Annotated in this window: 13 protein-coding genes and 1 riboswitch; of the genes, 9 read left to right on the forward strand and 4 right to left on the reverse strand. The window is 60.6% G+C overall.

Annotated features, from left to right (window positions below; all coding sequences use genetic code 11):
- Nucleotides 1-4 precede the first annotated feature (4 nt).
- A riboswitch (TPP riboswitch) is annotated at nt 5-224 on the forward strand.
- 32 nt (nt 225-256) lie between these two features.
- Genes thiB through thiQ form a run of 3 tightly spaced genes read left to right on the forward strand, consistent with a single transcriptional unit; the run spans nt 257 to nt 3,511 of the window.
- A complete protein-coding gene (thiB, locus tag IB144_RS22020; RefSeq protein ID WP_004147041.1) occupies nt 257-1,240 on the forward strand; it encodes a thiamine ABC transporter substrate binding subunit in 984 nt (327 codons plus the stop codon).
- Entirely contained in the window at nt 1,216-2,826 is a 1,611-nt protein-coding gene (thiP, locus tag IB144_RS22025; protein WP_004147039.1) for a thiamine/thiamine pyrophosphate ABC transporter permease ThiP, read from the forward strand. The genes thiB and thiP overlap by 25 nt, the downstream gene beginning before the upstream one ends.
- Nucleotides 2,810-3,511 carry a thiamine ABC transporter ATP-binding protein ThiQ gene (gene thiQ, locus IB144_RS22030; protein ID WP_004178579.1) on the forward strand — a complete coding sequence of 234 codons (702 nt, stop codon included), beginning with the start codon at nt 2,810-2,812 and terminating at the stop codon, nt 3,509-3,511. Before thiP ends, thiQ begins: the two co-directional genes overlap by 17 nt.
- On the opposite strand, the gene IB144_RS22035 is transcribed toward thiQ, so the two are convergent.
- Both IB144_RS22035 and araC read right to left on the reverse strand, forming a co-directional pair.
- Nucleotides 3,498-4,265, reverse strand: a complete 768-nt coding sequence (locus tag IB144_RS22035) for a DedA family protein (RefSeq protein ID WP_002888373.1) — start codon at nt 4,263-4,265, stop codon at nt 3,498-3,500. The two genes, thiQ and IB144_RS22035, sit on opposite strands and share 14 nt — an antisense overlap.
- A 128-nt stretch (nt 4,266-4,393) precedes the next feature.
- Nucleotides 4,394-5,239: an arabinose operon transcriptional regulator AraC gene (araC, locus tag IB144_RS22040; RefSeq protein WP_004145972.1), complete on the reverse strand. Its 846-nt coding sequence runs from the start codon at nt 5,237-5,239 to the stop codon at nt 4,394-4,396.
- A 337-nt stretch (nt 5,240-5,576) separates the two neighbouring features.
- Between araC and araB the strand changes: the two genes are divergently transcribed.
- From araB to rluA, 6 genes are all read left to right on the forward strand, one after another.
- Nucleotides 5,577-7,286, forward strand: coding sequence for a ribulokinase (araB, locus tag IB144_RS22045; RefSeq protein WP_004182911.1), 1,710 nt, complete (start codon nt 5,577-5,579; stop codon nt 7,284-7,286).
- A gap of 10 nt (nt 7,287-7,296) precedes the next feature.
- Nucleotides 7,297-8,799 carry an L-arabinose isomerase gene (araA, locus tag IB144_RS22050; RefSeq protein WP_004177424.1) on the forward strand — a complete coding sequence of 501 codons (1,503 nt, stop codon included), beginning with the start codon at nt 7,297-7,299 and terminating at the stop codon, nt 8,797-8,799.
- Nucleotides 8,800-8,936: 137 nt separating this feature from the next.
- Complete coding sequence (gene araD, locus IB144_RS22055) at nt 8,937-9,632, forward strand: L-ribulose-5-phosphate 4-epimerase (RefSeq protein ID WP_002888353.1); 696 nt, start codon at nt 8,937-8,939, stop codon at nt 9,630-9,632.
- Between the two features lie 175 nt (nt 9,633-9,807).
- The gene (gene polB, locus IB144_RS22060) at nt 9,808-12,165 is read left to right on the forward strand and encodes a DNA polymerase II (RefSeq protein ID WP_020317174.1); all 2,358 of its coding nucleotides are present in this window, start codon (nt 9,808-9,810) and stop codon (nt 12,163-12,165) included.
- Nucleotides 12,166-12,352: 187 nt separating this feature from the next.
- Nucleotides 12,353-15,259, forward strand: a complete 2,907-nt coding sequence (rapA, locus tag IB144_RS22065) for an RNA polymerase-associated protein RapA (protein WP_004178574.1) — start codon at nt 12,353-12,355, stop codon at nt 15,257-15,259.
- 12 nt (nt 15,260-15,271) lie between these two features.
- Nucleotides 15,272-15,931: a bifunctional tRNA pseudouridine(32) synthase/23S rRNA pseudouridine(746) synthase RluA gene (gene rluA / locus IB144_RS22070; RefSeq protein ID WP_004145980.1), complete on the forward strand. Its 660-nt coding sequence runs from the start codon at nt 15,272-15,274 to the stop codon at nt 15,929-15,931.
- Between the two features lie 74 nt (nt 15,932-16,005).
- Here the strand turns inward: rluA and citX are convergent, their stop codons facing one another.
- Both citX and IB144_RS22080 read right to left on the reverse strand, forming a co-directional pair.
- The gene (gene citX, locus IB144_RS22075) at nt 16,006-16,545 is read right to left on the reverse strand and encodes a citrate lyase holo-[acyl-carrier protein] synthase (protein ID WP_134894618.1); all 540 of its coding nucleotides are present in this window, start codon (nt 16,543-16,545) and stop codon (nt 16,006-16,008) included.
- A gap of 179 nt (nt 16,546-16,724) precedes the next feature.
- A complete protein-coding gene (locus tag IB144_RS22080; RefSeq protein ID WP_002888345.1) occupies nt 16,725-18,089 on the reverse strand; it encodes a 2-hydroxycarboxylate transporter family protein in 1,365 nt (454 codons plus the stop codon).
- Nucleotides 18,090-18,322: the final 233 nt, after the last annotated feature.

Consider the following 18,322-nt stretch of genomic DNA (forward strand, 5'->3'; position numbering starts at 1 on the left):
AAGGCCGTTCTCAACGGGGTGCTAATAAACATACGCAATATCATTCAAGTTGCATCAAGGCAGCAAGCGGGTGAATCCCCTGGAGCATAGATAACTATGTGACTGGGGTGAACGCGCGAAGCTAACGCAGATGCGGCTTGAAGGATGAAGCGCATGGGCTGAGAAAATACCCGTCGAACCTGATCCGGATAACGCCGGCGAAGGGATTTGAGGCTCACTCAAAATCCTTTGCCCCCCCTTTTTTCTGAGGTGCAAAGTGTTGAAAAAATTACTCCCGCTGCTGGCGCTGGTCGCCATGCCCGCTTTGGCTAAGCCTGTTCTTACCGTCTATACCTATGACTCCTTCTCTGCCGACTGGGGCCCCGGCCCGGCGGTCAAAAAAGCCTTTGAAGCGGAGTGCGGCTGCGAGCTGAAGTTCGTCGCGCTGGAAGATGGCGTTTCGCTACTGAATCGCCTGCGCATGGAAGGCAAAAACAGCAAGGCCGACGTCGTGCTTGGCCTTGATAACAACCTGCTGGAAGCCGCGGCGCAGAGTAAACTGTTTGCCAAAAGCAACGTACCCGCCAGCGCGGTCAGCGTGCCGGGCGGCTGGGATAATGACACCTTTGTTCCCTACGACTACGGCTATTTCGCCTTCGTCTATGACAAAAACAAACTGGCTAATCCACCGAAGAGCCTGAAAGAGCTGGTCGAGGGCCCGCAAAAATGGCGGGTCATCTATGAAGATCCGCGTACCAGCACCCCGGGACTGGGCCTGCTGCTGTGGATGCAAAAGGTCTATGGCGATCAAGCGCCCGAGGCCTGGCAGAAGCTGGCCGCGAAAACCGTTACCGTCACCAAAGGCTGGAGCGAAGCCTATGGTCTGTTCCTGAAAGGGGAAAGCGACCTGGTGTTGAGCTATACCACCTCGCCGGCCTACCACATGATTGAAGAGAAGAAAGACAACTATGCGGCGGCGAACTTCGCCGAGGGCCACTATCTGCAGGTCGAAGTTGCCGCGCGTACCGCCGCCAGCAAGCAGCCGGAACTGGCGGAAAAATTCCTCAAATTTATGGTATCTCCTGGCTTCCAGAACGCCATCCCTACCGGCAACTGGATGTATCCGGTGACCCAGGTCACCCTGCCGGCCGGGTTTGATACCCTGGTGAAGCCGCAGACCACCCTGTCCTTTACCCCGCAGCAGGTCGCCAGCGAGCGTCAAACCTGGATTAGCGCATGGCAACGCGCCGTCAGCCGCTAAACCTTCGCGGGCTGATGCCGGGCCTGTTCGCCGCTACGCTGCTGTGCGCTGTCGCGCTGGCGGCGTTTCTGGCGCTGTGGTTTAGCGCCCCCGGCGCGGGCTGGCAATCGGTCTTCAGCGATAGCTACCTGTGGCATGTGGTCCGCTTCTCCTTCTGGCAGGCGTCGCTGTCAGCGCTGATCTCGGTGGGACCAGCCATCTTTCTCGCCCGCGCGCTTTATCGGCGTCGCTTCCCGGGCCGTACGCTGCTGCTGCGCCTGTGCGCGATGACCCTGATCCTGCCGGTGCTGGTGGCGGTGTTCGGTATCCTCAGCGTCTATGGCCGCCAGGGCTGGCTGGCCTCACTATTTCACGCGCTCGGCTGGCAATGGGAGTTCTCGCCCTACGGTCTGCAGGGCATCCTGCTGGCGCACGTCTTTTTCAATATGCCGATGGCGACCCGCCTGCTGCTGCAGGCGCTGGAGAACATTCCCGGCGAGCAGCGGCAAATTGCCGCCCAGCTTGGCATGCGCGGCTATGCCTTCTTCCGCCTCGTCGAATGGCCGTGGCTGCGCCGGCACATTCCCGCCGTCGCCGCGCTGATTTTTATGCTCTGCTTCGCCAGCTTCGCCACCGTGCTCTCGCTGGGCGGCGGCCCGAAAGCCACCACGATCGAGTTGGCTATCTACCAGGCGCTGAGCTTTGACTACGATCCGGCGCGAGCGGCAATGCTGGCGCTGATCCAGATGCTCTGCTGCCTTGGGCTGGTGCTGCTTAGCCAGCGTCTGAGTAAAGCCGTCGCCATCGGCGTCAGCCATGTGCGCGGCTGGCGCGACCCTGACGATCGCCTGCATAGCCGCCTGAGCGACGGGTTGCTGATCGGCGCCGCCCTGCTGCTGCTGCTCCCGCCGCTGCTGGCGGTCATCGTCGACGGGATCAACCGTAATATGCTGGACGTGCTGGCGCAGCCAGCGCTCTGGCAGGCATTGAGCACCTCTCTACGCATCGCCATCGCCGCCGGGCTATTGAGCGTGACCCTGACGATGATGCTGTTATGGAGCAGTCGGGAGCTGCGCGCTCGCCAGCGGCCGTTGGCCGGGCAGGCAATGGAGCTGAGCGGCATGCTGATCCTTGCGATGCCGGGAATTGTGCTGGCGACCGGCTTCTTCCTGCTGCTCAATAACACTATCGGCCTGCCGGAGTCCGCCGACGGCATCGTCATCTTCACTAATGCCCTGATGGCGATCCCCTATGCGCTGAAAGTACTGGAAAACCCGATGCGCGACATTGCCGCCCGCTACAGCATGCTGTGCCAGTCGCTGGGTATTGAAGGCTTTGCCCGGCTGCGGGTGGTCGAGCTTCGCGCTCTCCGGCGCCCGCTGGCCCAGGCGCTCGCCTTCGCCTGCGTACTGTCGATTGGCGATTTCGGCGTGGTGGCGCTGTTCGGCAACGAGGCGTTCCGCACCCTGCCTTTCTATCTGTACCAGCAGATAGGCGCCTACCGCAGCCAGGACGGGGCCGTCACCGCCCTGCTCCTGCTGCTGCTCTGTTTCTTGTTGTTTACGCTGATTGAAAAACTTCCGGGGCGTGATGCTAAAACTCAATGATGTGACCTGGCTATACCAGCATCTGCCGATGCGCTTCACCCTCGACGTCGCGCGCGGGGAGCGCATCGCGGTGCTCGGTCCCAGCGGCGCCGGAAAGAGCACCCTGCTGAATCTGATCGCCGGGTTTCTGCCACCCGCCAGCGGCAGCCTGCTGATTAACGGCGAGGCGCATAACGCGACGCCGCCGGCGCAGCGTCCGGTCTCGATGTTGTTTCAGGAGAATAACCTGTTTAACCATCTGACCATTCGACAAAATATCAGCCTCGGCATCCACCCAGGCCTTAAACTGAACCGCGAGCAGCAGGCGCAGGTCACGGCGATAGCTGGACAGATGGGAATTGATGCGCTGCTGGAACGTCTGCCCGGCGAGCTCTCCGGCGGTCAGCGGCAGCGCGCGGCGCTGGCCCGCTGTCTGGTGCGCCAGCAGCCGGTGCTGCTGCTGGATGAACCCTTCTCGGCGCTCGATCCGGCGCTGCGCCAGGAGATGCTGTCCCTGGTCGCCGATGTCTGCGAGCAGCAGCAGCTCACCCTGCTGATGGTCTCCCACAGCGTAGAGGACGCCGCGCGCATCGCGCCGCGCTCGATGGTGGTCGCCGAAGGGCGCATTGTCTGGGATGGCGCCACCGCCGAGCTGTTAAGCGGCCACAGCAGCGCCTCGCATTTGATGGGGATCAGCGCGCGATGACTTTGTGCAGGATCGCCAGATAGACCGGCATCAGCGGATGGCGGAAGACAAATGTTAACGCTGTAGCCGCCAGCGCGACCATCAGCGGCGACAGCCACAGCAGTCGGCCGCGCGGCAGCCAGCGGGTCAGCCGATCGCCTGAGGTTTTCGCGCTCCGCCACAGCCGCCAGCACAGCCATCCCGCCAGCCAGGCCAGCAGCGCCGCCCCCAATAGCAGCCATTTAAAGCTGGCGCTGTTTTCATCAGCCGGAATATCAATCGCCGCCCCGGCGAGGATGCCCGGAAGGAAATAGAGCGGCGGCCAGAGCAGGCAGCCGATAATATTCGGTAGCACGAACTTGGCCACCGGCAGGTCGAGCATCCCGGCGACCATTGGCACCAGCGGACGCGTCGGTCCGACAAAGCGGCCAATCAGAATGGTGATCATGCTGTGCTGATGCAGCGCATGCTCGGTTTTCTCCAGCAGGGCGCGGTTTTTCTTCATAAACGACCAGCGGTGCAACGGCTTCTTAAAGCGCCAGCCGAGCCAGAATGAGATCCAGTCGCCCAGCAGGCAGCCGACAATCCCCGCCAGCCACGCCTGCCAGAAGTTAACTTCGCCGCCGCCGATGAGCGCCCCAAGGCCAGCCATCATCACCGTGCCGGGTAAGATAAGCCCCACCAGCGCCAGCGACTCGAGAAAGGCCACCAGCATCACGGCTAACAATGAGTAGACCGTGGATTGGGTAATAAAGTGTTCGAGCAATGCTTGCATAATGTACCCGGTTAAAAAACGAAGCCCGGATTCTCCGAAGCCATCGCGCCGTCGTCAAGCCATCAATTGTCTTAATAGTTTACTGGCTGTGACATTTAAGCGGGTCATCATTTCACTTTCTTTACTTTTTATTCACAACCCGCGCGGAATTCGCTCGGGCTGGCCCCGGTGCATTTTTTAAACACGCGGGAAAAATAGAGCTGATCTTCGAAGCCGACGTTGCGCCCAACGGTGGCGATCGGCATCCGCGTGGTGCTGAGCAACAGTTTGGCCTGGCTGATGCGCTGATCTTCCCGCCAGCCGAGGACGCTGACCCCCAGCTGCTGGCGGAACAGGTGCGACAGACGCGAGGGCGACAGGCAAACGTGTTGGGCGACGCTGGCGATATCAAAATGGCTGTCCGCCAGATGGTCGCTGATGTACTGGCAGGCGTCGCGCACCCGGTTGTCCAGCGGGGGATGCAGCGATTCGTTGATCGCCTCCATGCGCCGCAGCAGCAGCTGTTCCAGCAGGTTTATCGCCAGCAGTTCGGAATAGCGCCCCGCCCCCTGCCCGGCATCAACGATCTGGCCGAACAGCTCGCCAAAGCGCGCCTGCCACTGTTCATCCGGACGGAAAAAGCCGGTCTGGGCAAAAATCGTTGGCCAGTTGAGCCACTCGTGCCAGTAGGCGCGCGGGCGGAAGTAGACCCACTGGTGATACCACTCGCTGGCGTCGGGATGGCGGCCATAGTGATGAATTTCCCCGGGCGGGAACAGCAGCATATCGCCCGGCCGGCAGACAAACTGTTCGCCGTGGTTGTTGATCACCCCCTCGCCGCGAATCGTCAGATTGAGAATATAGCCTTTCATACCCAGCGGGCGGTCGATAAAGAAATCCAGGTATCCCTGCGCCTCAATCGGCGTCAGGCCGGTGACCAGATGAGCGTTAAAAGAGTAGCCCGGCAGCAGCGGATCGTTTTGCGTTTCGGCCATACGCGTGGTTCTCCCCGAAGGTATCAGTGGCACCAATTGTCCATATTCATCATTTTATCGCTCTCGGCCCTGTCGCGACTGCGACGGCGGTGGGAATTTGGCGAAAAACCCGCACAGCAAGCGAAAAGAGCGCCAGTAGCGTGCATTCCACCGTGATATGCCGGGTAACAAAAGTGTCTATAAATACGGCAGAAAAGTCCACATAGAATATTTGCACGGCGTCACACTTTGCAAGGTAACAGCAAAATAATCCATAAGATTAGCGAATCCGGCCTGACGGATTTTGCCGGGGATATCTACTGTTGCTGCATGAATGATTTCTGCATGGAGTAACAAGATGGCAATTGCGATTGGCCTCGACTTTGGTAGTGACTCAGTCCGCGCTCTGGCGGTGGAATGCGCGTCCGGCGCAGAGCTGGCGACCAGCGTGGAGTGGTATCCGCGCTGGCGGGAAGGACAGTATTGCGATGGCGCTAACAACCGCTTCCGCCATCACCCGCGAGATTACATCGAGTCCATGGAAGCGGCGCTGAAAAGCGTGCTCGCTTCGCTGAGCGCCGAACAGCGCGCCGACGTCGTGGGCATTGGCGTCGACAGCACCGGCTCAACTCCGGCTCCCGTCGATGCCGAGGGCAACGTGCTGGCGCTGCGCGAAGAATTCGCTGACAACCCTAACGCCATGTTTGTCCTGTGGAAGGATCACACCGCGGTCGAGGAAGCCGAGGCGATCACCCGCCTGTGCCACCAGCCGGGCAAAGAGGATTACTCGCGCTATATCGGCGGGATCTACTCCAGCGAATGGTTCTGGGCCAAAATCCTTCACGTCACCCGCGAAGATAGCGCCGTCGCCCAGGCAGCCGCCTCGTGGGTAGAGCTTTGCGACTGGGTGCCCGCCCTGCTCTCCGGTACTACGCGTCCGCAGGATCTGCGCCGCGGCCGCTGCAGCGCCGGACATAAATCGCTGTGGCATGAGAGCTGGGGCGGTCTGCCGCCGGCCAGCTTTTTCGATGAGCTTGATCCCATCATCAACCAGCATCTGGCCTGGCCGCTGTTCACCGATACCTGGACGGCCGATGTGCCGGTCGGCACGCTGAGCGCAGAGTGGGCCCAGCGCCTGGGTCTGCCGCAGACCGTGGCCATCTCCGGCGGCGCCTTTGACTGCCACATGGGCGCCGTTGGCGCCGGCGCGCAGCCTAACGCGCTGGTGAAAGTCATCGGCACCTCCACCTGCGACATTCTGATCGCCGATAAAGAGAGCGTCGGCGAGCGCACGGTCAAAGGCATCTGCGGCCAGGTCGACGGCAGCGTGGTTCCACACTTTATCGGCATGGAGGCAGGCCAGTCCGCCTTCGGCGATATTTACGCCTGGTTTGGCCGCATTCTCGGCTGGCCGCTGGAGCAGCTGGCTCAGCAGCAGCCGGCGTTGCGCGAGCAAATCAAAGCCAGCCAAAAACAGTTACTGCCGGCGCTCACCGAAGCCTGGGCCAACAATCCATCGCTGGAGCATCTGCCGGTGGTGCTCGACTGGTTCAACGGCCGCCGCACGCCGAATGCCAACCAGCGCCTGAAAGGGGTGATCACCGACCTTAACCTGGCCACCGACGCGCCGGCGCTGTTCGGCGGTCTGATCGCCGCCACCGCCTTCGGCGCTCGCGCCATTATGGAGTGCTTCACCGAGCAGGGGATCCCGGTTAACAACGTCATGGCACTTGGCGGTATCGCGCGGAAAAACCAGGTCATCATGCAGGCCTGCTGCGACGTGCTGAACCGTCCGCTGCAGATTGTCGCCTCCGATCAGTGCTGCGCGCTGGGGGCGGCTATCTTCGCCGCCGTCGCCGCCGGCGTCTATGAGGATATTCCAGCCGCCCAACAGCGGATGGCAAGCCAGGTGGAAACTACCCTGCAGCCGCGTCCGGCGCAGGCACAGCGTTTCGAACAACTCTATCAGCGCTACCAGCAGTGGTCGGTCAGCGCGGAACAACACTATCTCCCTTCGGCTGCAAAGGCGGAAAAAGCCCCGCAATCTCAGGCAGCGCTCACCCATTAAGGATACGAAAATGACGATTTTTGATAACTATGAAGTATGGTTCGTTATTGGCAGCCAACATCTGTACGGCCCGGAAGCCCTGCGCCAGGTGACGAAGCATGCCGAACATGTGGTGAACAGCCTGAATGCGGAAGCCAAACTGCCGTGCAAACTGGTCCTTAAGCCGCTGGGCACCACCCCGGACGAGATCACCCATATCTGCCGCGACGCCAACTACGATGACAAATGCGCCGGGTTAGTGGTCTGGCTGCATACCTTCTCGCCGGCAAAAATGTGGATCAACGGCCTGACCATCCTCAATAAGCCGCTGCTGCAGTTCCATACTCAGTACAACGCCGCGCTGCCGTGGGACAGCATCGATATGGACTTTATGAACCTGAACCAGACCGCGCACGGCGGCCGCGAGTTCGGCTTCATCGGCGCCCGCATGCGCCAGCAACACAGCGTGGTCACCGGCCACTGGCAGGATAAAGAGGCCCACCAGCGTATCGGCGGCTGGATGCGTCAGGCGGTCTCCAAACAGGATACCCGTCATCTGAAAGTGTGCCGTTTCGGCGATAACATGCGCGAAGTGGCGGTGACCGACGGCGATAAAGTCGCGGCGCAGATTAAGTTTGGCTTCTCGGTGAACACCTGGGCGGTCGGCGATCTGGTGCAGGTGGTGAACAGCATCAGCGACGGCGATATCAGCGCCCTGGTCGATGAATATGAGAGCAGCTACCGTCTGACCCCGGCAGCGCAGGTTCACGGCGAGAAGCGCCAGAACGTGCTGGACGCCGCGCGCATTGAGCTGGGGATGAAACGCTTCCTCGAACAGGGCGGTTTCCACGCCTTTACCACCACCTTTGAAGATCTCCACGGCCTGAAACAGCTCCCGGGTCTCGCCGTACAGCGCCTGATGCAGCAGGGCTACGGCTTTGCCGGCGAGGGCGACTGGAAAACCGCCGCTCTGCTTCGCATCATGAAGGTGATGTCAACTGGTCTGCAGGGCGGCACCTCCTTTATGGAGGATTACACCTACCACTTCGACAATGGTAACGATCTGGTGCTCGGCTCGCACATGCTGGAAGTGTGCCCGACGATCGCCACCGCCGAGAAACCGATCCTCGACGTTCAGCCGCTGGGCATCGGCGGCAAAGCGGATCCAGCGCGCCTGATCTTCAATACTCAAACCGGCCCGGCGATCGTCGCCAGCCTGATCGACCTGGGAGACCGCTTCCGTCTGCTGGTCAATACCATCGAAACCGTCCCAACGCCGCACGATCTGCCGAAGCTGCCGGTGGCCAACGCCCTGTGGAAAGCGCAGCCGGATCTGCGTACCGCGTCGGAAGCCTGGATCATCGCCGGCGGCGCGCACCATACCGTCTTCAGCCATGCGCTGAACCTCGACGATATGCGCCAGTTCGCCGAGCTGCATGATATCGAGCTGACCGTCATCGACAACGATACCCGTCTGCCGTCCTTCAAGGACGCGCTGCGCTGGAATGAAGTGTATTACGGTTCAAAACGCTAAGAGGCCGTCCCCTCACCCTTCCCCTCTCCCCGTTGGGGAGAGGGGACCGACCGGGCGCCATGCCGCCTTTCTCCCTCTCCCGCCGGGAGAGGGTCGGGGTGAGGGATACCCGACTCGCCTGCTATTCGGAGCACACTATGTTAGAAGATCTTAAACGCCAGGTGCTGGAAGCTAACCTGGCTCTGCCAAAGCATAATCTGGTGACCTTAACCTGGGGCAACGTCAGCGCCGTCGACCGCGAGAAAGGGGTGTTCGTGATCAAACCCTCCGGCGTGGATTACCGCGTGATGACCGCCGACGATATGGTGGTGGTCAGTCTGGAGAGCGGCGAAGTGGTAGAGGGTAATAAAAAGCCCTCGTCGGATACCCCGACCCATCGCCTGCTGTATCAGGCTTTCCCGACGCTGGGCGGCATTGTGCATACCCATTCGCGCCACGCCACCATCTGGGCGCAGGCCGGGCAATCAATTCCCGCGACCGGCACTACCCATGCCGACTACTTTTATGGCCCGGTGCCCTGCACCAGGTTAATGACCGATGCGGAGATCAACGGCGACTATGAGTGGGAAACCGGCAACGTGATTGTCGAAACCTTCCGCCAGCAGGGAATCGACCCGGCGCAGATGCCCGGCGTGCTGGTCCATTCCCACGGCCCGTTCGCCTGGGGCAAGAACGCCGAAGACGCGGTGCATAACGCCATCGTGCTGGAAGAGATCGCCTATATGGGGATTTTCTGCCGCCAGCTGGCGCCGCAGCTGCCGGCTATGCAGCAGACCCTGCTGGATAAGCACTATCTGCGTAAGCATGGGGCCAAAGCCTACTACGGCCAATAATCACCCTGCTCGCGCTGCGCTTAGCAGGGCCAGGGCTCTGCGCCATCTGGTAGCCGGGATAAGGCGCAAGCCGCAATCCGGAGCAACATTAGCGCCGAACACCTGTATAAAACCCCAGCACCCCTCATGAAACCAGGCTATAATCAGGCCTGGTTTTTTATCGGCGAGAATACCCGTGACCCAGCCACGAGCAGGATTTTTACTCACCCGTCACTGGCGGGACACTCCGCAGGGCACCGAGCTCTCCTTCTGGCTGGCCACCGACGACGGTCCGCTGCAGGTCACCCTCCCGCCGCAGGAGTCCGTCGCCTTTATTCCCGAAGCGCAGCGGGCGCAGGCTGAACGGCTGCTGCAGGGGGAGAAAGGGCTCCGCTTCGCCCCGCTGGCCCTGAAAGATTTCCACCGTCAGCCAATTGTTGGCCTCTACTGCCGCGCCCATCGCCAGTTGATGCGTCTGGAGAAGATGCTCCGCGACAGCGGCGTCACCGTTTACGAAGGCGATATCCGCCCGCCGGAGCGCTATCTGATGGAGCGCTTTATCACCGCCCCGGTGTGGGTGGAAGGCGAAACGCGCGGCTCGCAGCTGGTCAACGCGCGCATGAAGCCGAACCCTGACTATCGTCCGCCGCTGAAATGGGTGTCGCTGGATATCGAAACCAGCCGCCACGGCGAGCTGTACTGCATCGGTCTGGAAGGCTGCGGCCAGCGGGTGGTCTACATGCTGGGCCCCGAACCGGAAACGCCGCCAGACGTCGACTTCGAGCTGGTCTTCACCGCCAGCCGTCCCCTGCTGCTGGAAAAGCTCAACGCCTGGTTTGCCGAACACGACCCCGACGTGCTGATCGGCTGGAACGTAGTGCAGTTCGATCTGCGTGTTCTGCAAAAGCACGCCGAACGCTATCGCATCCCGCTGCGGCTCGGCCGCGGCAACAGCGAGCTGGAGTGGCGTGAGCACGGCTTTAAGAACGGCGTCTTTTTCGCCCAGGCCAACGGGCGGCTGATTATCGACGGCATCGACGCGCTAAAATCGGCGTTCTGGAATTTCTCCTCCTTTTCGCTGGAGGCGGTGGCCCGCGAGCTGCTGGGAGAAGGCAAAGCCATCGACAACCCATGGGATCGGATGGATGAGATCGATCGCCGCTTTCATGAAGACAAACCGGCGCTGGCCATCTATAACCTGCAGGATTGCGAGCTGGTGACGCGGATCTTCCACAAAACGGAGATCATGCCGTTTTTGCTCGAACGGGCGACGGTCAACGGTCTGCCCGCCGACCGCCACGGCGGCTCGGTCGCCGCCTTCAGCCATCTCTATTTCCCGCGCATGCACCGCCTGGGCTACGTGGCGCCGAATCTCGGCGACGTACCGCCGCAGGCGAGCCCTGGCGGCTACGTGATGGACTCCCGCCCCGGCCTGTATGACTCGGTGCTGGTGCTGGACTATAAAAGCCTGTATCCGTCGATTATTCGTACCTTTTTAATCGATCCGGTCGGCCTGGTTGAAGGGCTGGCGCAACCCGATGACCAGCACAGTATCGAGGGCTTCCTCGGCGCCCGCTTCTCGCGAGATAAGCACTGCCTGCCGGGGATTGTCAGCCAGATCTGGCACGGCCGGGATGAAGCCAAACGCCAGCACAATAAGCCGCTCTCCCAGGCGCTGAAGATCATTATGAACGCCTTTTACGGCGTGCTGGGGACCAGCGCCTGCCGCTTCTTCGACCCGCGTCTCGCCTCGTCGATCACCATGCGCGGCCATGCGATCATGCGCCAGACCAAAGCGTTAATTGAAGCCAAAGGCTATGACGTTATCTACGGCGATACCGACTCCACCTTCGTCTGGCTTAAGCGCCCGCACAGCGAAGCCCAGGCGGCGGAGATCGGCCGCGAGCTGGTCAGCGATGTCAACGCCTGGTGGGCGCAGGAGCTTAGCAAAAGCCAGCTTACCAGCGCCCTGGAGCTGGAGTATGAAACCCACTTCTGCCGCTTTTTAATGCCGACGATCCGCGGCGCCGATACCGGCAGCAAGAAGCGCTATGCCGGGATGATTCAGGAGGGCGATGCCCAGCGCATGGTGTTTAAGGGGCTGGAAACGGTGCGTACCGACTGGACGCCGCTGGCCCAGCAGTTTCAACAGGAGTTATACCTGCGCATCTTCCGCAACCAGCCGTATCAGGATTATGTGCGGGAGACTATCGCCAGGCTGATGAACGGCGAGCTCGACGAACAGCTGGTTTATCGCAAACGCCTGCGCCGGCCGCTGGCGGAGTATCAGCGCAACGTACCGCCGCACGTGCGCGCCGCCCGGCTTGCCGATGAACACAACCTGAAGCTTGGGCGGGCGCAGCAGTATCAGCAGCGCGGCACCATCAAATACGTCTGGACCACCAGCGGCCCGGAGCCGGTGGATTACCAGCAGTCGCCGCTCGATTACGATCACTATTTAACAAAGCAGTTGCAGCCGGTGGCGGAAGGGATCCTGCCCTTCGTCAACGATGACTTTGCTACAATAGTGACAGGACAGTTGGGGCTATTTTGATTTTTTGTCATCCATTCCACGGGCACGAAAGCCTAAAAATGAAGCGTGAGGAGAACGTGACGAACGTTCTGCCATCCAGTAATATAGCGCCCTTTCCATTCCTGGCCCCAATTTTGACGCATCTCCGATTGTTCATGGAGATGATCAACTATTGCCTGCAATTAAAGAACTAAAGAGCCGAACATATATGCCTTTTACACTTGGTCAACGCTGGATTAGCGACACAGAGAGCGAACTAGGATTAGGGACGGTGGTAGCGCTGGATGCGCGCATGGTCACTCTCCTTTTCCCCGCCATCGGCGAAAACCGTCTGTACTCTCGCAACGATTCCCCGATCACCCGCGTAATGTTTAACCCGGGCGACACCATCACCAGCCATGAAGGCTGGCAGCTCCACGTTGACAAAGTGAATGAAGAGAACGGGCTGCTGTCCTACACTGGCACCCGCCTGGACACCCAGGAAGCGAACGTCACCCTGCGTGAAGTGCTGCTCGACAGCAAACTGGTATTCAGCAAACCGCAGGACCGCCTGTTCGCCGGCCAAATCGACCGTATGGATCGCTTTGCCCTGCGCTACCGCGCGCGCAAGTTCCAGAGCGAACAGTACCGCATGCCGTGGAGCGGCCTGCGCGGCCAGCGCACCAGCCTGATCCCGCACCAGCTGCATATTGCCCACGATGTGGGCCGTCGTCACGCGCCGCGCGTCCTGCTGGCCGATGAAGTGGGCTTAGGTAAAACCATTGAAGCCGGGATGATCCTGCACCAGCAGCTACTCTCCGGCGCCGCCGAGCGCGTGCTGATCGTGGTCCCGGAAACCCTCCAGCACCAGTGGCTGGTGGAGATGCTGCGCCGTTTCAACCTGCGTTTCTCGCTGTTCGACGACGAGCGCTACGCCGAAGCGCAGCACGATGCCTACAATCCGTTCGAAACCGAACAGCTGGTGATCTGCTCTTTAGACTTCGTGCGTCGCAGCAAGCAGCGCCTGGAGCACCTGTGCGACGCCGAGTGGGACCTGATGGTGGTCGACGAAGCGCACCACCTGGTGTGGAGCGAAGAGGCGCCGAGCCGTGAATATCAGGCTATTGAACAGCTGGCTGAGCGCGTGCCGGGTATCCTGCTGCTGACCGCGACGCCGGAACAGCTGGGAATGGAGAGCCATTTTGCGCGCCTGCGTCTGTTGGATCCGAACCGCTTCCACGATTTTGAACAGTTTGTCGAAGAACAGCAGAACTACCGTCCGGTGGCCGACGCCGTCGCGCTGCTGCTGGCGGGCAACAAGCTGAGCGATAGCGAACTCAATACCCTGGGCGATCTGATCGGCGAGCAGGATATCGAGCCGCTGCTGCAGGCCGCCAACAGCGATCGCGAAGATGCCCAGGCCGCGCGCCAGGAGCTGATCTCGATGCTGATGGACCGCCACGGCACCAGCCGCGTGCTGTTCCGTAATACCCGTAACGGCGTCAAAGGTTTCCCGAAACGCGAGCTGCACACCATTCGTCTGCCGCTGCCGACCCAGTACCAGACGGCCATCAAAGTGTCCGGCATTATGGGCGCGCGCAAAACCGCGGAAGAGCGCGCGCGCGACATGCTCTATCCGGAGCAGATCTATCAGGAATTTGAAGGTGATACCGGTACCTGGTGGAACTTCGACCCGCGCGTCGAGTGGCTGATGGGCTACCTGACCAGCCATCGCTCGCAGAAGGTGCTGGTAATCTGCGCTAAGGCCGCCACCGCCCTGCAGCTGGAGCAGGTGCTGCGCGAGCGCGAAGGCATCCGCGCCGCGGTGTTCCATGAAGGGATGTCGATTATCGAACGCGACCGCGCCGCGGCGTGGTTTGCTGAAGAAGACACCGGCGCCCAGGTGCTGCTGTGCTCCGAGATCGGCTCCGAAGGACGCAACTTCCAGTTCGCCAGCAACCTGGTGATGTTCGACCTGCCGTTTAACCCGGATCTGCTGGAGCAGCGTATCGGTCGTCTCGACCGTATCGGCCAGGCGCACGATATCCAGATCCACGTTCCGTACCTGGAAAAAACCGCGCAGTCGGTGCTGGTGCGCTGGTATCACGAAGGGCTCGACGCCTTCGAACATACCTGCCCGACCGGTCGCACCGTCTACGACAGCGTGCACGATGAACTGATCAACTATCTTGCGGCGCCGGAATCCACCGACGGCTTTGACGATCTGATCAAATCCTGCCGCCAACAGCATGATGCCCTGAAGGCGCAGCTGGAGCAGGGCCGCGACCGTCTGCTGGAGATCCACTCCAACGGCGGCGAGAAAGCCCAGGCCCTGGCGGAGAGCATCGAAGAGCAGGATGACGACACCAGCCTGATCGCTTTCTCGATGAACCTGTTCGATATCGTCGGCATCAACCAGGACGACCGCGGTGAAAACCTGATCGTCCTCACCCCTTCCGACCATATGCTGGTGCCGGATTTCCCGGGCCTGCCGGAAGACGGTTGCACCATCACCTTCGAACGTGACGTGGCGCTGTCGCGTGAAGATGCGCAATTTATTACCTGGGAACACCCGCTGATACGCAACGGTCTGGACCTGATCCTTTCCGGCGATACCGGCAGCAGCACCATTTCCCTGCTGAAGAACAAGGCGCTGCCGGTCGGCACCCTGCTACTGGAGCTGATCTATGTCGTCGAAGCGCAGGCGCCGAAGCAGCTGCAGCTCAACCGCTTCCTGCCGGCGACCCCGGTTCGCATGCTGCTGGATAAGAACGGCAACAACCTCGCCGCGCAGGTGGAGTTCGAAAGCTTCAACCGCCAGCTGAGCGCGGTCAACCGCCATACCGGTAGCAAGCTGGTCAATGCGGTGCAGCAGGACGTTCATGCGATTCTGCAGCAGGGTGAAGCGCAGATCGCCAAAGCGGCGCAGGGGCTGATCGACGCGGCGCGTAACGAAGCCGATGAAAAGCTGACGGCGGAGCTGTCGCGTCTGGAAGCGCTGAAGGCGGTGAACCCGAACATCCGTGACGACGAACTGGCGGCAATCGAAAGCAACCGTCAGCAGGTGATGGATGCGCTGGCGCAGGCCGGATGGCGTCTGGACGCGCTGCGTCTGATCGTCGTCACTCACCAGTAACGGAACGCGAACATGGCGATGGAAAACTACAATCCGCCGCAGGATCCCTGGCTGGTGATCCTGTATCAGGATGAGCACATCATGGTGGTCAACAAGCCGAGCGGCTTGTTGTCCGTCCCCGGTCGTCTTGAGGAGCATAAAGACAGCGTGATGACGCGCATTCAGCGCGACTTCCCGCAGGCCGAATCGGTGCATCGCCTGGATATGGCCACCAGCGGCGTGATTGTGGTGGCGCTGAATAAAGCCGCCGAGCGTGAACTGAAGCGTCAGTTCCGCGAGCGCGAGCCGAAGAAGCAGTACGTCGCCCGCGTCTGGGGCCATCCGCAGCCGGCGGAAGGCCTCGTGGATTTACCGCTGATTTGCGACTGGCCGAACCGGCCAATGCAGAAGGTGTGCTATGAAACCGGCAAAGCGGCGCAAACCGAATATGAGGTGCTGGAGTACGCAGAGGATAACACCGCCCGCGTGCGCCTGAAGCCGATTACCGGGCGGTCGCACCAGCTGCGCGTGCATATGCTGGCGCTGGGGCATCCGATCCTTGGCGACCGCTTCTATGCCACGCCGGAGGCGCTGGCGATGGCCCCGCGCCTGCTGCTGCACGCCGAGACGCTCACCATCACCCATCCTGCCTACGGCAACGCGATGACCTTTCGCGCGCCGATCGACTTTTAACGCTCACACTTCGAGTTGCATGCGGGTTGGCTGCGTGCAACTCGGATTAGTGAGGATACAGAAAACAATCCCGATTAATCGCGGGCGAACCACGCGTCAATCATCTGCTCAACGCGGGCGACGACGAGATCGGTGTCGTGACGACGGCTGCGCGCACAGGCGTGCGCCGGCTCATCGCACAGCAGGCAGCGGCGCTGCGATTCGCCCAGCGACTGGCGTCCCACCAGCCCGTTCTGCGGACAGATTACATCGATATCCCACAGGCGTCCCAGCGGATGGCTCTGCTCCAGCGTACTGCACATCGCTTTGATTTCGCTGGCCGGATGCGCTACGCACCACAGCGCTTCTGGCCCGGTCGGCAGCCATAGCACCTGACGATCCAGCGTTTGCCAGCGGTGCTTCCACAGCAGCTGATCGCAGGCCTGGAGGGCAACGCCCATCATATTGCGATAGCGAATGCTGTCCTTCACCGCCCCCGGGGTCACCAAGGTCAGGGAAATAATAGGCTGCTGATAATGGGCCAACCAGTCGGCCTGGCGGGCTGCACGCTGCTCTTTCGCCGCCAGCAATGCGTCGATGCTGACGCCCGCCTGGGCGGGAGTATCCACTGACATTAATTCCTCTCCTACATATGATAAATACGACAGCGCCTGGACTGTCATGATGATGGTTGCGATAGCCGATCGCGCGCTGATTGTAACGCTAAATGCGGAGCATTTAGGATACAGAACGCAGATATTTTCGGCGTTCTGTAGCGGAAAATAGCAGATTTATCGCTGAGCGTAGCGTTATATCACGCCAGATAGTGGCTGAGGAACAGCAACCCCAGCGAGACATTTATCGCCCCGCCGATGCGGGTAGCGATCTGCGCGAACGGCATCAGGCTCATGCGGTTGCCGGCGGTCAGGATCGCCACATCGCCGGTGCCGCCCTGCCCGCTCTGGCAACAGGAAACAATCGCCACATCGATCGGGTGCATCCCTATCTTTTTACCAACCAGGAAACCGGTCGCCACCAGCGCGGAGACGGTACTGACGATCACCAGCAGGTTGGTTAAAGTGAAGGCGTTTACCAGTTCCTGCCACGGAGTGATCGCCACGCCGACGGCAAAGAGGATCGGGTAGGTGACCGCGGTGCGGAAGAATTTATACACCATCTGCGACCCCTCCTGCAGACGCGGAGACACCACGTTAGCCAGCTTTAACAGCACCGCGAGGAACAGCATGCCTACCGGCGCCGGCAGACCAATCAGTTTGTGGCCGAGCATCCCCATCATATACAGCAGTACCGCCAGCAGCGCGCCGGAGGCGAGGGTCCCAACGTCGGTCTTACCGCTCACGCCTTCGCTCTCGCTGAGGCTGCGGGTTTCATGGCTGCGGTTCGGCATCAGTTGCCCTTCGCCGGTCAGATGCGGGAAGCGCTTGCCGAGCTGGTTGAGGCAGCCGGAGATGACGATCGCCGTCAGGCTGCCAAGCATCACCATCGGCAATACCCGGCCCAGGGCCACGCCCTGCTCCATATGCATCAGCGCGGCATAACCCATTGACAGCGGGATCGCCCCCTCTCCCACGCCGCCGGCCATAATCGGCAGCACGATAAAGAAGAACACCTGGAACGGCTCCATGCCCAGCAGCGTGCCGACGCCGATGCCCACCAGCATGCCGACCACTTCGCCGCACAGCATCGGGAAGAAGATCTTCAGAAAGCCCTGAATCAGCGTGGTGCGGTTCATACTCATGATGCTGCCGACAATGATGCAGCAGATATAGAGATAGAGGATGTTAGTGGATTTATAGAATTTGGTCGTGGATTCAATAACCACGTCAGGCAGCAGACCATAGTGGACCAGCGCGGAAGGAATAAAGGTGGCGCAGATCGCCGCCGCACCGAGTTTCCCCAGCACCGGGAGGCGTTTACCAAACTCGCCGCAGGCGAAGCCAAAGAAAGCCAGGGTGGCCACCATCACCACGATATCGCTCGGCAGTTTGCCGCCAAGGCAGTCGAGGGCAATCAGTCCTCCGGCCAGCAGAAACAGCGGAAGCGGGACGATCCCCACCTTCCAGTTATCCATAATATGCCACCAGCGCTGCTTGAGCGTGGTTTTCGGCGTATCGATCGGTTCAAGGGTTGCAGAGAATGCATTGTCTGTGGTGCTCATAAATTCAGCCCTGTCGTTATTATTCATTTTCAGCGTAAAGGGACAGCGGCGTCGTTAATGTGAAGCTTCCCAGATTAAAAAAGAAGTTTTAATGGTCACTATGGTTTTTATGGTTTCTATTCGCTGAACTGCCCGGGAGTGATATATCTCTGATTTATGACTGTGGTTTTTATGGTTTTTATTTCCCGCCGGCCGCCTATTTCCACCGCGACCGCTGGCGGCAGACCGCGCCT

The sequence above is a fragment of the Klebsiella sp. K4 genome (genome assembly GCF_014596785.2).
GTDB classification, from domain to species: Bacteria; Pseudomonadota; Gammaproteobacteria; order Enterobacterales; family Enterobacteriaceae; genus Klebsiella; species Klebsiella pneumoniae.

What these genes read in the sequence shown, in the direction of transcription:
- araB (WP_004182911.1), top strand. Translation starts at nt 5,577, where the DNA reads ATGGCAATTGCGATTGGCCTCGACTTTGGTAGTGACTCAGTCCGCGCT.
- rluA (WP_004145980.1), top strand. Translation starts at nt 15,272, where the DNA reads ATGGCGATGGAAAACTACAATCCGCCGCAGGATCCCTGGCTGGTGATC.
- thiQ (WP_004178579.1), top strand. Translation starts at nt 2,810, where the DNA reads ATGCTAAAACTCAATGATGTGACCTGGCTATACCAGCATCTGCCGATG.
- rapA (WP_004178574.1), top strand. Translation starts at nt 12,353, where the DNA reads ATGCCTTTTACACTTGGTCAACGCTGGATTAGCGACACAGAGAGCGAA.
- araC (WP_004145972.1), bottom strand. Translation starts at nt 5,239, where the DNA reads ATGGCCGAAACGCAAAACGATCCGCTGCTGCCGGGCTACTCTTTTAAC.
- thiP (WP_004147039.1), top strand. Translation starts at nt 1,216, where the DNA reads ATGGCAACGCGCCGTCAGCCGCTAAACCTTCGCGGGCTGATGCCGGGC.
- IB144_RS22035 (WP_002888373.1), bottom strand. Translation starts at nt 4,265, where the DNA reads ATGCAAGCATTGCTCGAACACTTTATTACCCAATCCACGGTCTACTCA.
- IB144_RS22080 (WP_002888345.1), bottom strand. Translation starts at nt 18,089, where the DNA reads ATGAGCACCACAGACAATGCATTCTCTGCAACCCTTGAACCGATCGAT.
- araA (WP_004177424.1), top strand. Translation starts at nt 7,297, where the DNA reads ATGACGATTTTTGATAACTATGAAGTATGGTTCGTTATTGGCAGCCAA.
- citX (WP_134894618.1), bottom strand. Translation starts at nt 16,545, where the DNA reads ATGTCAGTGGATACTCCCGCCCAGGCGGGCGTCAGCATCGACGCATTG.
- araD (WP_002888353.1), top strand. Translation starts at nt 8,937, where the DNA reads ATGTTAGAAGATCTTAAACGCCAGGTGCTGGAAGCTAACCTGGCTCTG.